The 15,176-nt window shown below is 34.0% G+C and carries 12 protein-coding genes; 10 read left to right on the top strand and 2 right to left on the bottom strand.

Annotated features, from left to right (window positions below):
- Positions 1-11 precede the first annotated feature (11 nt).
- Both EV214_RS00510 and selD read left to right on the top strand, forming a co-directional pair.
- Positions 12-695, top strand: a complete 684-nt coding sequence (locus EV214_RS00510; protein ID WP_132241605.1) for a glycosyltransferase family 2 protein — start codon at positions 12-14, stop codon at positions 693-695.
- A 290-nt stretch (positions 696-985) separates the two neighbouring features.
- Positions 986-1,999 carry a selenide, water dikinase SelD gene (gene selD / locus EV214_RS00505; RefSeq protein ID WP_132242021.1) on the top strand — a complete coding sequence of 338 codons (1,014 nt, stop codon included), beginning with the start codon at positions 986-988 and terminating at the stop codon, positions 1,997-1,999.
- A 26-nt stretch (positions 2,000-2,025) separates the two neighbouring features.
- Here selD and EV214_RS00500 read toward each other — a convergent pair whose 3' ends face one another.
- Positions 2,026-3,402: an alanine/glycine:cation symporter family protein gene (locus EV214_RS00500; RefSeq protein ID WP_132241603.1), complete on the bottom strand. Its 1,377-nt coding sequence runs from the start codon at positions 3,400-3,402 to the stop codon at positions 2,026-2,028.
- A gap of 311 nt (positions 3,403-3,713) precedes the next feature.
- Between EV214_RS00500 and selA the strand changes: the two genes are divergently transcribed.
- The 7 genes from selA to nfsA all read left to right on the top strand — a co-directional run bounded on the left by selA (position 3,714) and on the right by nfsA (position 11,640).
- Positions 3,714-5,129: an L-seryl-tRNA(Sec) selenium transferase gene (gene selA, locus EV214_RS00495; RefSeq protein ID WP_132241601.1), complete on the top strand. Its 1,416-nt coding sequence runs from the start codon at positions 3,714-3,716 to the stop codon at positions 5,127-5,129.
- Between the two features lie 13 nt (positions 5,130-5,142).
- Positions 5,143-7,038: a selenocysteine-specific translation elongation factor gene (selB, locus tag EV214_RS00490; protein ID WP_132241599.1), complete on the top strand. Its 1,896-nt coding sequence runs from the start codon at positions 5,143-5,145 to the stop codon at positions 7,036-7,038.
- 125 nt (positions 7,039-7,163) lie between these two features.
- The gene (gene accB, locus EV214_RS00485; RefSeq protein ID WP_132241597.1) at positions 7,164-7,595 is read left to right on the top strand and encodes an acetyl-CoA carboxylase biotin carboxyl carrier protein; all 432 of its coding nucleotides are present in this window, start codon (positions 7,164-7,166) and stop codon (positions 7,593-7,595) included.
- A gap of 9 nt (positions 7,596-7,604) precedes the next feature.
- On the top strand, positions 7,605-8,957 hold the full coding sequence (locus EV214_RS00480) for an acetyl-CoA carboxylase biotin carboxylase subunit (protein ID WP_132241595.1): 1,353 nt from the start codon (positions 7,605-7,607) through the stop codon (positions 8,955-8,957).
- Between the two features lie 17 nt (positions 8,958-8,974).
- Positions 8,975-9,895, top strand: a complete 921-nt coding sequence (gene accD / locus EV214_RS00475) for an acetyl-CoA carboxylase, carboxyltransferase subunit beta (RefSeq protein ID WP_132241593.1) — start codon at positions 8,975-8,977, stop codon at positions 9,893-9,895.
- Complete coding sequence (locus EV214_RS00470) at positions 9,888-10,832, top strand: acetyl-CoA carboxylase carboxyltransferase subunit alpha (RefSeq protein WP_132241591.1); 945 nt, start codon at positions 9,888-9,890, stop codon at positions 10,830-10,832. Before accD ends, EV214_RS00470 begins: the two co-directional genes overlap by 8 nt.
- A gap of 70 nt (positions 10,833-10,902) precedes the next feature.
- Positions 10,903-11,640, top strand: coding sequence for an oxygen-insensitive NADPH nitroreductase (nfsA, locus tag EV214_RS00465; protein ID WP_132241589.1), 738 nt, complete (start codon positions 10,903-10,905; stop codon positions 11,638-11,640).
- A 47-nt stretch (positions 11,641-11,687) separates the two neighbouring features.
- On the opposite strand, the gene EV214_RS00460 is transcribed toward nfsA, so the two are convergent.
- Positions 11,688-13,244 (bottom strand): ABC-F family ATP-binding cassette domain-containing protein, encoded by a 1,557-nt coding sequence (locus EV214_RS00460; protein WP_132241587.1) that lies wholly within the window; start codon positions 13,242-13,244, stop codon positions 11,688-11,690.
- 314 nt (positions 13,245-13,558) lie between these two features.
- On the opposite strand from EV214_RS00460, the gene EV214_RS00455 reads away from it, so the two are divergent.
- Positions 13,559-15,028 carry an alanine/glycine:cation symporter family protein gene (locus EV214_RS00455; protein ID WP_207669591.1) on the top strand — a complete coding sequence of 490 codons (1,470 nt, stop codon included), beginning with the start codon at positions 13,559-13,561 and terminating at the stop codon, positions 15,026-15,028.
- The last annotated feature ends 148 nt before the right edge of the window (positions 15,029-15,176 follow it).

Below are 15,176 nucleotides of genomic sequence, written 5' to 3'. Positions count from 1 at the left end.
GAGATGATTGTGTGTCTAAATGTATTACTGCTTTAGTGCCAGCTTATAATGAAGCAGATCGAATTAAAAAGACAATTGATGCGATCAAAAGATCAAAGCATATAGATAGAATTGTAGTACTAGATGATGGATCCGAAGACGATACCTTGATTGTTGCAAAAAATATGAATGTTGAAGCTTATCGGTTAGATCAAAACCAAGGAAAAGGATTTGCACTAAATTATGGTATAAAAAAAGTAGAAAAAAATAGTCGTATTGTCGTTTTTTTAGATGCAGATTTGGGAGACACCGCATCCGAAGTTGATAAATTGATCATACCAATACTAGAAGATGAAGCAGATGTTACCATTGCAAGATTTCCTTCTGCAAAGAGAAAAGGAGGTTTTGGATTGGTCAAAAACTTGGCAAAATATGGGGTGAAGTTTTTTACAGGACATACCATATATACTTCTCTTTCGGGACAAAGGGCGTTTAAAATACAAGTGCTTGAAAAATTAGGAAGTTTTCCAACGGACTATGGCGTTGAAGTTGGCATGACGATTGATATCTTAAATAGAGGATTTAGAATAAAAGAAGTAGATGTAAGTATGACCCATAGAGAAACGGGTAGAGACTTAAAAAGTTTTATGCATAGAGGAAAGCAATTTTATCAAATACTTTTCACATTACTTCGAAAATCTAAAGAGAACAGCTAGTAATAGTCAATAGATAAAATAAATCAGACATATGAATAGCGCCTTTTAAAGAATGATGTAGATTGATAAGAGATCCGCTTAATCAATGAGACTATAACCTTGTTTGTCACACAGGTAATTCCTATTAGGAAACCTAACCAGCTAATCATAGAAAACTCGATAAAAAATTTAAACAAAGAAAGGGATATGGTTATTAATGTTCAGTAGAAGAGATTCTTGTTTGCTACTTGAATAATACAACTATATTATACAAGGTGATAAGTGTGGGTGTAAATAAAAGATTAACAGAAATGAGTCGGGCATCTGGATGAGCAGCAAAAATAGGTCCAGAGACCTTGGCACAAGTTTTGTGTCATTTGCCAAAAGTACAACATGAAAATTTATTGGTGGGTTTAGAAACGTCTGATGATGCGGCAGTATATAAACTAAATGATGATACTGCTATTATACAAACATTAGATTTTTTTACACCAGTAGTAGATGATCCGTATATGTTTGGACAAATTGCAGCAGCCAATTCTTTAAGTGATGTGTATGCCATGGGAGGAGAGCCTATTTTGGCTATGAATATAGTGTGTTTCCCTACTTGCGTGTCTATGGACATTCTTACAGAAATATTAAAGGGTGGTGCAGACAAAGTGAGAGAAGCTGGTGCATTGTTAGTAGGAGGACATAGTGTGGATGATAATGAACCTAAATATGGTTTATCTGTTACTGGACTTGTATCTCCCGATGAAGTAATGAGCAATGATTTATCAAAACCAGGAGATAAATTGGTATTGACAAAACCTTTAGGTACAGGAATTTTAAATACAGCCATAAAAGCAGGAATGCTTTCAGAGGATACAATAAAAAAAGTTATGCATGTAATGGCGAGTTTAAACGATATAGGTGCAAAAGGAATGAAAAAAGTAGGTGTAAATTCTTGTACAGATATTACTGGTTTTGGATTTTTAGGACATGCCTATGAAATGGCAAAAGCCAGCAATGTTACACTGAAAATAAATGCAAAGGATATACCGGTTCTTGAAGGAACAATAGCGCATGCAAATATGGGACTTGTTCCTGCGGGTGCATATAGCAATGAAGACTATTTAAAAGGAAATGTTGTTTTTGATGAAGGGGTTCCCACCCATATGCGAGATATTTTATTTGATCCTCAAACATCCGGAGGCTTATTGATATCTGTAAACAAAGATCGCGTGAAAGATCTGACAGAATTTTATAATAAAAACTTACTTACAGAGTTCTCTATCGTTGGAGAAGTAGTTGAAAAAGAAGATACTTTTATAAAAGTAAAATAAAGCATCCTTTTGGGATGCTTTATTTTTTATGATTTTCCATTTAATTTATTTTCATAATCTTTAGTCATCTTAAAGATGATCGGACTAAGCGCTAGTAATGCAATTAAGTTTGGTATTGCCATAAGACCATTAAAAGCATCCGATAAGTTCCAAACGATATCTAGGGATGTTGTAGCACCTACAAAACATAATGCAATCCAAACCCATTTATAAATTTCAACAGCTTTTACGCCAGCAATAAATTCTAAACACTTAGAACCATAGTAATACCATCCGATTATGGTTGAGAAAGCGAAGAAAATTAATCCAAATGAAACAATATATGCACCAAAACCCGGAAGTGCCTCACTAAATGCAGTTGTCGTTAAAGCTGCACCCGTTAAACCATCTTTAACAGTCATAAGTCCGTCACTGCCGATCGTAACAAGACCCGATACCAATATAACTAAAGCTGTCATTGTACATACTATTAATGTATCTAAGAATGAACCAAGAGAACCGATAATACCTTGTCTTACAGGATCATTATTTTTAGAAGCTGCATGGGCAATTGGTGCACTACCAAGACCAGCTTCATTTGAAAATACACCACGGGCAACACCCATACGAACTACTGTTCCAATAAATCCTCCGCCAACAGCTGTTGCATTAAAGGCATTTGAGAAGATCATACCAAAAGCTGTAGGAATCATAGATGCATTGCTAAATAATACGATTAAAGAACCAATTACATAAATAACAGCCATAGCAGGAACGATTTTATCTGTAACATTAGCGATACTCTTAATTCCACCAACAATAACTAATCCTGTAGCAACCATAATAATAATTCCGGATATTTTAGGAGAAAGACCCATTGAAGTACTTAGTGATGCAGCAACTGAATTGGATTGTACCATGTTTCCTATACCAAAAGAAGCAATAAATCCAAAGAAGGCAAAAGCCCATCCTAACCATTTCCAATTACCACCATATTTATCTTCCATACCCATGCTTGCATAGTACATAGGCCCACCAGATTTTTCACCTTTTTCATTTGTAATTCTATATTTTATAGCAAGTAAGGCTTCGCCAAATTTTGTTGCGCCACCGACAGCAGCTGTAACCCACATCCAAAAAATTGCACCAGGGCCACCCACAGCAATAGCAGTCGCAACACCCGCGATGTTACCTGTACCAATTGTTGCAGCGAGAGAAGTCATAAGTGCTTGAAAAGGAGTGATATCACCTTCACCAGCATGTTCTTTTGAGAAAAGTAACTTAAAAGCATAGCTAAGCTTTCTAAACTGCACAACTCTTGTACCTAAAGTAAGAACAAGTCCTGTACCAACTAAGAAAACAATCATAATTGGTCCCCAAGCGAAACTACCTATTGCAGCAATTAAATTTGAAAAAGATTCCATAAAAAACCTCCTTTTAAGTAAGTGATAGATTCAAACAAGTACGTTAATTATTCTTGATTACACCTCCTTAATAAAAACCTAAAATTTTCAAAAATAGAAAAAACTAGTTAACTCATTTTCATTATAGAATATTCTGAAAATTTAAGCAAGTAATTTTCTGAAATATAAAAAAGTGGAAATTAATAACAATTCACAAATTAAGCAAAATGAATTTTAAAATTTATATGTAATCCTTTGACTGAAATTATGGTATAATTTTAGTTGATTATAGCTAATCATAAGGATTATCGGAAATATTTAAAATTGGAGTGATGTGTATGTCTACAAAAAAAGATTTGTTTGTTTTAATTCCAAAGGTAGATGATCTATTGAATGATGAAAAAATTAAGGATTTATTAGAGAAAGTGCCTAGAATTATGATTGTAGAAGCTATTCGGGAAAGTATTGAGGAGATTCGAATAAAAATTGTACAATTAGATAACCAACAGGTGAAAAGTTTTAAAATAGATTATGAGGCATTAATAGAAAAAATTATAAGAATTATCAAGCAAAAAAATAGAATGAATTTGAGCAAAGTAATCAATACTACAGGGGTTGTACTACATACAAATTTAGGACGTGCACTACTTAGTGAGTCCATAAAGGAAGAAATATGGAATGTGGCAAATAGCTATTCTACATTAGAATTTGATGTAGATTCTGGGAAACGAGGCTCTAGATATGCCCATGTTGAAGAAATCATAACCAAACTAACAGGTGCAGAATCTGCCTTAGTTGTGAATAACAATGCAGCTGCTGTTTTGCTTGTTCTTGATACGCTAGCTAAAAATAGAGAAGTCATTGTTTCAAGGGGACAGCTTGTAGAAATAGGGGGATCTTTTCGTGTACCGGATGTAATGCAGCAAAGTGGTGCAAAGCTTGTTGAAGTAGGCACAACGAATAAGACACATATTTCGGATTATGAGCGTGCCATAACTGAAGATACAGCTGCCTTATTGAAAGTGCATACGAGTAACTACAAAATACTTGGATTTACCCAAGAAGTTTCGTTGAAAGATTTGGTAGAAATAGGGAGAGAACATAATATCCCAGTAATTGAGGATATTGGAAGTGGTACGTTTATAGATTTTTCTAAATTTGGACTTTATAAAGAACCTACCGTGCAAGAAAGTGTTGCAATGAAAGCAGATATTGTAACTTTTAGCGGAGATAAATTATTGGGAGGCCCTCAAGCTGGCATTATTATTGGGAAAAAAGAGTATATAGAGAAGATGAAAAAAAATCCATATACACGGGCATTCAGAGTTGATAAATTGACGTTGGCAGCCTTAGAGGCAACGTTAAGATTATATTTAGATGAAGAAAGCGCTTTAGAAAAGATTCCTACCTTGCGTATGCTAACCATAAGTTTAGAAGAAATCGAAAAAAAGGCGAACGCTTTGTATGCGCTATTGAAGGAGAATATAAAACATTGCACAATTGAAAAAATCAAAGGATTCTCTCAAGTTGGAGGCGGATCAATGCCTTTAGAAAAGATCCCAACAATGTTAATAAGCATAAAGCCAGAAAATTTATCTATAAACAAATTCGAACAAATGTTAAGAGATTACAATCCCCCTATTATAGCAAGAATCAGCGAAGAACGAATTTTGATGGATGTGCGTACCATAAAAGAAAATGAATTTGAAATAATCGTAGCTGGAATAGATAAACTACTAAAGAAATAATGAGGTGAATGATTTGAAGCATATTATTATTGGTACAGCAGGGCACATTGATCATGGGAAAACCACATTGATTAAAGCTTTAACCGGAGTAGATGCAGATCGATTAAAAGAAGAGAAAAAAAGAGGTATTACAATAGAACTAGGATTTGCTCATTTCGATTTGCCAAGTGGCAAGACAGCGGGGATTATTGATGTACCAGGACATGAAAAATTTATTAAAAATATGCTTGCTGGGGTTGGCGGAATAGATATCGTACTATTAGTTGTTGCGGCAGATGAAGGAATTATGCCTCAAACGCAAGAGCATTTAGACATACTATCTATTTTGGAAGTAAAAAAAGGGATTATCGTGTTAACAAAGACAGATTTAGTAGAAAAAGAGTGGCTAGAGCTTGTACAAGAAGAGATAAAAGAAAGGGTACAAGGAACCTTTCTTGAAAAAGCGTCTATTATGCCTGTATCTGCTACAAATGGAGAAGGTATTGAGGAATTAACTCAATTGATTGATGAAATGACGGAGCAAACAGAAGCAAAAGATAGGTTACTTCCCTTTAGAATGCCGATCGATCGAGTATTTACAATTTCTGGATTTGGAACGGTTGTTACAGGAACACAGATTGAAGGAACCATTAATGAAGGGGATGCTGTAAAGATCTATCCTCAAGGAATCGATAGCAGAGTCAGAAACCTTCAGGTTCATGATAAAAACGTGAAAACTTCATATGCAGGGCAAAGAGTGGCAATAAACTTAGCGAACATAAAAAAAGAAGATATACAAAGAGGAAATGTATTAGTACCACCAGATGCTATGCAATCAACGATGATGTTAGATGTAAAAATAAATTTATTAAAAAATGAACAAAGAGTTCTAGAAAATAGAAGTAGATTAAGGGTGTACCATGGGAGTAGTGAAATTCTTTGTAGAATTGTTTTATTAGACCGTGAGGAATTAAACCCTGGAGAAAGCTGTTATGCCCAATTGAGGCTAGAAGAAGAAACGGTTGCAAAAAGAGGAGATCATATTGTAATAAGATTTTATTCACCTATGGAAACCATTGGAGGAGGCATCGTTTTAGAGCCTAATCCTGTGAAGCATAAAAGGTATAGAGAAGAAATATTAAACGAATTAAAAATTAAAGAACAAGGAAGTCCAGAACAAATTCTTGAAGAGGCAATCAAACGATTTAGTGACAAATTTGAGAATACACATTTCTATGGTGTCCAGACAGGGTTAGGGGAAGATAAAACAAAAAAACTGATCGCATTGCTTATTCAAGAAAATAAGGTGATAAAGCTTTTAGATACAATTATGATTCATAAATCCTATTTAGATGGGTTAAGAGAGAAAATCATCAATACTTTAAGTGTGTATCATAAAAACAATCCATTAAAATCTGGTATGAGTAAAGAAGAACTTAGAAATAAAATAGTTCCTCAAGCAAAATCAAAACTATATGATGAAATTATGGACTATCTTATTCAAGACAAAGTGATCAAGCAATTAAATAAGCATATTTCCCTTTATGATTTTAATATTGTATATACACCAGAACAAGAGAAGATAAAAAGTAAAATAGAGAAAATGTACTTTGAAACCCGATTTAATACGCCATCTGTAAAAGAATTAATGGAAAATACAGAGGATGAGAGAGAATGTACACAAGTTTTATATGTTCTTATAGATATGAACCGTCTTGTAAAGATCAATGAAGACTTTCTTATCCACATTGAACACTATCATAAAGCAATAGCATTGATGAAAAATTATGTTGTAGAGAATGGTTCGATCACGCTTTCGCAATTTCGGGATTTATTAGGGACTACAAGAAAGTACGCATTACCATTGTTAGATTATTTTGATCAAAATAAGATTACAAAAAGAGTAGGAGAAAAAAGAACATTGTTATAGCATCCTTAAAATGAGGATGCTTTTTTTTATAGAATTTGAAAAATAGATAGAATATATGCTATAATAGCAGTAAATATTAATACCAAGTACTAATACCAGACAAACAATAATGGGAGGAAATAACAATGAACATAAAAGATATAAAAGAATTAATATTGACAATTGACAAAACAAGTATACAAAGGGTTGATATAGAAGGAAAAGAGGGAAAAATAAGTATATCGAAAGCTATTTATGCTGATGGGCAAAAGCATGAGATTAAGAATGAGAAAAAGGAAGTTTTGGTTGTTGAAGAAAATATAGAAGTATCTTTAGAAGATATATATATTGTGAAATCGCCAATTGTAGGTGTTTACTATGAAGCTTCAAGTCCAGATGAGAAAGCTTTTGTTAAGGTAGGAGCTCGCGTGGAGAAAGGACAGTCCCTCTGTATCATAGAGGCGATGAAGATTATGAATGGCATTGAAAGTGAAGAATCAGGAGAAGTAATAGAAATAATGGTAAATAATGAGGATCCGGTAGAGTATGGACAACCTTTAATGAAAATTAGGAGGTAAGTATACATAATGTTTAAAAAAATACTCATCGCAAATAGAGGAGAAATTGCACTTAGAATTATTCGTGCATGTAAAGAATTAGGCATAAAAACAGTAGCCGTTTATTCAGAAATTGATAGAGATGCATTGCATGTACATATGGCAGATGAAGCCATATGTATTGGTCCTGGAAATTCCTCTAAAAGCTATTTAAATATGAATAATATTATTAGTGCAACATGGGTAACAAGCGCGGATGCAATCCATCCAGGGTACGGTTTTTTGTCTGAGAGCCCAACGTTTGCTAGAGCTTGTGAGGAACAAGAGATCAAATTAATTGGACCTAAGGAAGAACATATAAGAAAAATGGGAAATAAATCTGAAGCCAGAAAAACAATGATTGCGGCAGGGGTGCCTGTTGTCCCAGGATCAGAAGGGGATACGAAAGATGCAAATGAAGCTTTTGAACTTGCAGATAAAATAGGTTATCCTGTGATTATTAAAGCGGTTAGTGGTGGTGGAGGAAGAGGAATGCGTATTGTCTATGACAAAGAAGTATTTATAAAAAACTTTCAGATGGCAAAATCAGAAGCAGCAATTGCCTTTAATGATGATGCTATGTATATCGAAAAGTATATTGAAGAGCCAAGACATATAGAATTTCAAATTTTAGCAGATGAATATGGAAATACCATTCATTTAGGGGAACGGGATTGTTCAATACAAAGACGTAACCAAAAAATGATTGAAGAAGCACCATGTAGCATCATGGATACCTCTTTAAGAGAAAAGATGGGAGAGATGGCATTAAAAGCTGCAAAAGCTGTAGGTTATGTAAGCGCAGGAACTATCGAATTTCTACTAGACAAACATAATAACTTTTACTTTATTGAAATGAATACAAGAATTCAGGTAGAACATCCTGTTACTGAATGGATTACAAATATAGATTTAATTAAAGAGCAGATTAAAATTGCCGCTGGAGAAAAAATAAATTTTAATCAACAAGATATAAAAATAAATGGGCACGCAATAGAATGTAGAATCAATGCAGAAGATATCCATCATAATTTTAGACCTTCACCAGGAACTATTGAGGAGTATTTTGTACCTGGAGGAAATGGGGTGCGCATAGATAGTCATATCTATAGTGGCTACAAGATTCCACCTACATACGATTCTATGATTGCAAAATTAATTGTATGGGGTAGAGATAGAAATGAAGCAATAAATCGCATGAAAAGAGTCCTTGATGAAATCATTATTACAGGAATTCATACAAATATAGATTTTCATAGAGAAATACTAGATAATGAGAAATTCTTGAAAAATAAAATTAACACAGCATTTATTGCAACAGAAATGATAAAAGAAAATGATTAATAAAGAGGAGGGAAAAAATGTTAAGTGAAATCTTCCGAAAAAAGAAGAAATATGCAACGATAAACTTATATGAAGAAAAAGGATACAAAAATATAGATAAAAAAATGAATCCTATCACGTGTACTATAAAGGAAGAGAAAGATTTGAATGATGCATCAAAAATAAAATGTAAAAATTGTAATACATATGTTTTAAAAGAAGAAGCAAAAGATCAGTTTTATACATGTGAAAAATGTGGGTATCATTTTAGAATAGAGGCGAGAGAACGAATAGGGTTAATCGTAGATGAAGGTAGTTTTATAGAATATGATCAAGCATTAAAAACAATAGACCCACTAAATTTTCCAGAATATGAAGGAAAAATTCATAAAGCAGAAGAAAAATCAGGGGAAAGTGAAGCTGTTATAACTGGAGAGGGTAAAATCAATGGTGCTTCAGCAATATTATGTGTGATGAATCCTAATTTTATGATGGGAAGTATGGGATGTGTAGTAGGTGAGAAAATCACCAGAGCAATCGAAAAAGCAATAGAAAAAAGATATCCTGTAATCATTTTTTGTGCATCTGGTGGAGCGAGAATGCAGGAAGGAATATTCTCACTTATGCAGATGGGTAAAACCTCTGCAGCACTGGGTAAATTATCGGATGAAGGGTTATTATATATTTCTGTTCTAACAGATCCTACAACAGGAGGCGTTACAGCTAGTTTTGCTATGCTAGGAGACATTATTTTAGCGGAACCTGGTGCTTTAATAGGGTTTGCAGGGACTAGAGTAATCGAACAAACTATTAGACAAAAGCTACCGGAAGGATTTCAGCGAGCAGAATTTCTAAAGGAAAGAGGATTCGTTGATCAGATCGTGTACAGAAAGGATTTAAGGAAAATGCTCTATAAAATACTATATATCCATACATTAGGGGGTGGAAGTAATGCATAATACCCTAGAATTTGAAAAGTCGTTAATAGAGCTAGAAAATAAAATTATAGGATTGGAAAACTTCTCTAAAGAAAACAATGTGAATCTAGTAAGTGAGATTGACATATTAAGAAAAAAATTAGACCAGATGAAAAGAGATGTATATGCAAACTTGTCTCCTTGGCAGAAAGTAAAAATTGCTAGATTACAAGAAAGGCCAACAACGGTAGAATATGTAAAAACGATAATGCCTGATTTTATTGAACTGCATGGAGACCGCCTATATATGGACGATGCTGCTATTATTGGTGGAATTGGAACATTTGAAGGAATTGCTGTAACGGTAATTGGGCATCAAAAGGGAAAGGACACAAAGGAAAATATCAAAAGAAATTTTGGTATGGCGCATCCGGAAGGGTATCGAAAAGCGTTAAGACTTATGAAGCAGGCGGAAAAATTTAAAAGACCTGTCGTGACCTTTATAGATACACCAGGTGCATATTGCGGATTAGGTGCAGAAGAAAGGGGTCAAGGAGAAGCGATTGCTACAAACTTGCTAGAGATGAGTAGATTAAAAACACCGATTATTTCTTTTGTCATTGGAGAAGGTGGAAGTGGAGGCGCATTAGGTTTAGGAATTGCTGATAGAGTCTGCATGTTGGAGCATACAATCTACTCTGTGATTTCCCCAGAAGGGCTTTCAAGTATCCTATGGAAGGATGCTGGTTTAGCTGAAAAAGCAGCAGATATTATGAAATTGACGGCTAAAGATTTGCTAGAAATGAAAGTAATTGATAAAATTATTGGAGAACCTTTGGGTGGCGCACATAAAGATATTGAATTCGTTTCAAATAATATCAAAGATTATTTAATCAAAGAATTACCAGCATTATTAAAATTAGATTCAAATACATTGTTAGATCAAAGATATGAAAAGTTAAGAGAAATTGGAAAATAGCGTGGCCAACTTTGAATGAGCTTGCATATTGTTGGGTATTAATAAAAAAATAAGAAAGGAAGGTATTTAAATGAATGAAGTGATAAAACTTTTAAAATCTCACAGATCTATCAGAAAGTTTCAAGATAGAAGTGTTGAAGAAGAAAAAATAAAAATGATTATTGAAGCAGCACAATGTGCTTCCACTTCTACGTTTGTGCAGGCCTATACAATTATTAGAATAAGAGATATGGCTATCCGGAAAGAAATTGCAAAATTAAGTAGCGATCAAATTTATGTTGAAAAATGTCCGTTGTTTTTTGTGTTTTGTGCTGACTTAAATAGATTAGATTTAGCTTGTAAGATAAATAGTACGCAGATGATAGAGGGGTATACGGAGTCGTTGATCATGGCAACTGTTGATACTGCCCTTGTTGCTCAAAATATGATGATAGGGGCTGAAGCAATGGGATTAGGTGGTGTGTACATAGGAGGGTTAAGAAACGATCCCTATAAGGTTTGTGAACTTTTAGATATCCCTAAGAATGTATATCCTGTATTTGGTATGTGTTTAGGATATCCAGATCAAGACCCAGAAACAAAACCAAGATTACCTTTGGATGTTATACTTAAAAACGATAAATATCGTATAGAAAAAGATGAAGAAAAAATAAGAGAATATGATAAATTAGTCAGTGAATATTATAGTGAGAGAACAAGAGGAAAAAGAGATGATTCATGGTCTAAGCAGGTAGCAGAAAAAATGGGAAATGAGTTAAGACCACATATGAGAGAATTTTTGAAAAGCAAAGGTTTTGAAATGAAATAAGTTTACATTTATAGCAAAAGGCTAGGAGAAATCCTAGCCTTTTGCTGCTATACTATTTTAGTTGTCCAAGACTCACAATTCCATATATCTGTTACGATGTCATTATAAAATTCGGGTTCGTGGCAGATAAGAAGGATGCTACCCGTGTATTCTTGAAGGGCACGTTTCAATTCTTCTTTTGCATCAACATCTAGATGGTTTGTTGGTTCGTCTAGAATCAATAAATTTGTTTCTCTATTAAGTAGCTTACAAAGACGTACTTTTGCTTGTTCTCCACCGCTTAACACAAGAATTTTACTTTCTATATGTTGGGTGGTTAAACCACATTTGGCGAGGGCAGCGCGAATTTCAGCTTGCGTATAAGAAGGGAATTCTTGCCATGTTTCTTCAATACACGTTTTGTAATTGGCTTCTTTGATTTCTTGTTCAAAATAGCCCATATGCAAATAATCTCCTAGTTCAACAGATCCAGAAATGGCTTTGATTTCAGCTAAAATACTTCGAAGTAGGGTCGTTTTTCCAAGCCCATTTGCGCCCATAAGTGCGATTTTTTGTCCGCGTTCCATACACAGATTTAAAGGCTTAGAAAGAGGTTCATCATATCCAATAACAAGGTTTTTTGTTTCAAAAATCAGTTTTCCTGAAGCCCTAGATTGTTTAAAGTTAAATTCAGGTTTTGGTTTTTCGTTAGCAAGTTCGATTACATCCATTTTATCAAGTTTTTTCTGCCTAGACATTGCCATGTTTCTAGTGGCAACTCTTGCTTTGTTTCTGGCAACAAAATCTTTCAATGATGCAATTTCTTGTTGTTGTTTTTTATAGGCAGATTCAAGTTGTTGTTTTTTTGCTTCATGAATATTTAAAAAATTATCATAGTCACCTACATAACGGTTTAATTCTTGATTCTCCATATGATAGATTAAGTTGATAACACTATTTAGAAATGAAATATCATGAGAAATCAAAATAAAAGCATTTTCATATTCTTGAAGATAACGTTTTAGCCATTCAATATGTTGTTCATCTAAATAGTTTGTAGGTTCATCTAAAAGAAGAATATCTGGTTTTTCGAGGAGCAATTTTGCAAGTAAAACCTTTGTTCTTTGTCCACCGCTAAGATCATGAACATCCTTATCAAGCCCAATACCATCTAATCCTAGTCCTCTAGCAATTTCTTCAACTTTTGAATCAATGATATAAAAGTCATTATGTGTTAAAACATCTTGGATTGTACCTAGATCTTCAAGCATTCGCTCAAGCTCTTCTGGTGTAGCATCAGCCATATTATCACATATTTGGTTCATTTCAGTTTCAAGATCAAAGAGATATTTGAATGCATTTTTTAGGACATGGCGGATTGTAAGTCCTTTTTCAAGTACAGTATGTTGATCTAGATAACCAATTCGAACACGTTTTGACCATTCGATGTTTCCTTCATCAGGTTCTAATTTTCTGGTGATGATGTTCATAAAAGTGGATTTACCTTCTCCGTTGGCTCCAATGAGCCCGATATGTTCGCCTTTTAAAAGTCTAAAGGAGACATTATTAAAAATTGCACGGTCTCCAAATCCATGACTTAGATTTTTCACTGTTAAAATACTCATTTCATACTTCCTTTCTTAATATGTTTGTTTATCTAAATGGTAAAAGTAAACTAGTTCAATGAGATCTATTGTATATGCATGAGAGCTATAAAATGAAAATCTTTTATAGAAGATAGATAGGCCTACATAGTTAATTATATACGAGTGGATCATTCTTTTCAAAGTAAAATTGAAAAATAACAAAAAAAGATTAAAATTTAGAAATAATATTAGTTCGTCTGTAGGAATGCGTAGAAAACAGTAGAAATGTGTAGGGAAATATGTTATAATATTTTTGTAATGTTCAAAAAATATAAAAAAAAGGAGGAATTTCAGTGAATCAGATTGTAGATTTTTTGAACGGTATTATTTGGAGTAAAGCACTAATATATTTATGTTTAGGGGTAGGGGTTTATTTTTCTTTCGCAACACGTTTCTTACAAGTACGACATCTTAAAGAAATGGTAAAATTATTATTTGGTGGAGAAACATCTGAAACAGGAGTAACATCGTTCCAAGCATTTTCTATTGCGATTTCAGGACGTGTGGGTACAGGGAATATAGCAGGTGTTGCTACTGCGATAGCATTAGGAGGTCCAGGTGCATTATTTTGGATGTGGACGATTGCGTTTTTAGGTGCTGGTTCAGCATATGTAGAATCTGTTTTGGGACAAATTTACAAAGAAGAACAAAACGGAGAGTATCGTGGAGGTCCAGCATACTATATTGAAAAAGGATTAGGAATTAAATGGTATGGCATAACATTTGCTGTTGCAACTATACTTGGTGTTGGGCTGTTTTTACCTGGAGTTCAATCAAATAGTATTGGTGCAGGTTTAGAGAATGCATTTGGGATTAGTCCAATGATTACAGGTTTTGGTTTAATTGCTGTTTTAGGATTAATCGTATTTGGTGGCGTTAAGCGTATAGGAAAAGCTGCGGAAATTATAGTGCCATTCATGGCTGGTGCATATATCCTTGTCGCTGTAGTTATAATTTTCATGAATATTTCTGAACTACCAAAAGTAGTTACATTAGTTTTTAAAAGCGCATTTGCTTTAGAGCCAGCATTTGCAGGGATTTTTGGTATGGCAATTTCTTGGGGAGTAAAACGTGGAATTTATTCAAATGAAGCAGGTCAAGGTACAGGCCCGCAAGCAGCAGCTGCTGCTGAAGTGCCGCATCCTGCGCAACAAGGTTTGGTACAAGCGTTCTCCGTATATATCGATACATTGTTTGTATGCTCTGCAACTGGATTTATGATTTTGATTACAGGAATGTATAATGTTGTAAGTCCTGCTGGTGGATTTATAGTAGAAAATTTATCGAATGTTGATATTGGTCCTGCGTATACGAAAAATGCTGTAGAATCGATGTTTCCAGGATTTGGTAGTGCATTTGTTGCCGTTTCACTTCTATTCTTTGCGTTTACAACATTAATGGCATATTATTATATAGCTGAAACGAATGTAGCATATTTGATCAGAAAATTTGGACCAAGCTATGGTTGGATGATTTCTGGTTTAAGAGTTATGCTATTAGGTGCTACTTTCTATGGAACTGTTAAGACGGCTGGATTGGCTTGGGCACTAGGTGATGTAGGGGTTGGAATGATGGCTTGGTTAAATATCATTGCGATTATAATGCTACGTAAGCCTGCATTCGCAGCACTTAAAGATTATGAAAAACAAATGGCAAATGGCGTGGAAAAATACACATTTGATCCTAAAGCATTAGGAATTGAAAATGCTGAATTTTGGGAAAATAGAATATCTAAATCTGGAGATAAGAAGAAGCTTAGGTAAGTATAGAACATGATAAAACCCTCTAACATTTAAAGTTAGAGGGTTTAATTGTAAGTATAATTAGCTAGTAGGATGGGAATAACTTATAAGAGGTTAATAATGATAGAGTGCATGGATGAAAGAGCATACACATTGTTTTCATGAGTAT

Origin of the sequence: Marinisporobacter balticus, from assembly GCF_004345705.1 — a bacterium.
GTDB classification, from domain to species: Bacteria; Bacillota; Clostridia; order Peptostreptococcales; family Thermotaleaceae; genus Marinisporobacter; species Marinisporobacter balticus.
The sequence above is the reverse complement of the archived record's forward strand: the minus strand, read 5'-3'. Positions and strand labels throughout refer to the sequence as shown.

What these genes read in the sequence shown, in the direction of transcription:
- EV214_RS00500 (WP_132241603.1), bottom strand. Translation starts at nt 3,402, where the DNA reads ATGGAATCTTTTTCAAATTTAATTGCTGCAATAGGTAGTTTCGCTTGG.
- selA (WP_132241601.1), top strand. Translation starts at nt 3,714, where the DNA reads ATGTGTATGTCTACAAAAAAAGATTTGTTTGTTTTAATTCCAAAGGTA.
- accB (WP_132241597.1), top strand. Translation starts at nt 7,164, where the DNA reads ATGAACATAAAAGATATAAAAGAATTAATATTGACAATTGACAAAACA.
- EV214_RS00480 (WP_132241595.1), top strand. Translation starts at nt 7,605, where the DNA reads ATGTTTAAAAAAATACTCATCGCAAATAGAGGAGAAATTGCACTTAGA.
- accD (WP_132241593.1), top strand. Translation starts at nt 8,975, where the DNA reads ATGTTAAGTGAAATCTTCCGAAAAAAGAAGAAATATGCAACGATAAAC.
- EV214_RS00470 (WP_132241591.1), top strand. Translation starts at nt 9,888, where the DNA reads ATGCATAATACCCTAGAATTTGAAAAGTCGTTAATAGAGCTAGAAAAT.
- nfsA (WP_132241589.1), top strand. Translation starts at nt 10,903, where the DNA reads ATGAATGAAGTGATAAAACTTTTAAAATCTCACAGATCTATCAGAAAG.
- EV214_RS00460 (WP_132241587.1), bottom strand. Translation starts at nt 13,244, where the DNA reads ATGAGTATTTTAACAGTGAAAAATCTAAGTCATGGATTTGGAGACCGT.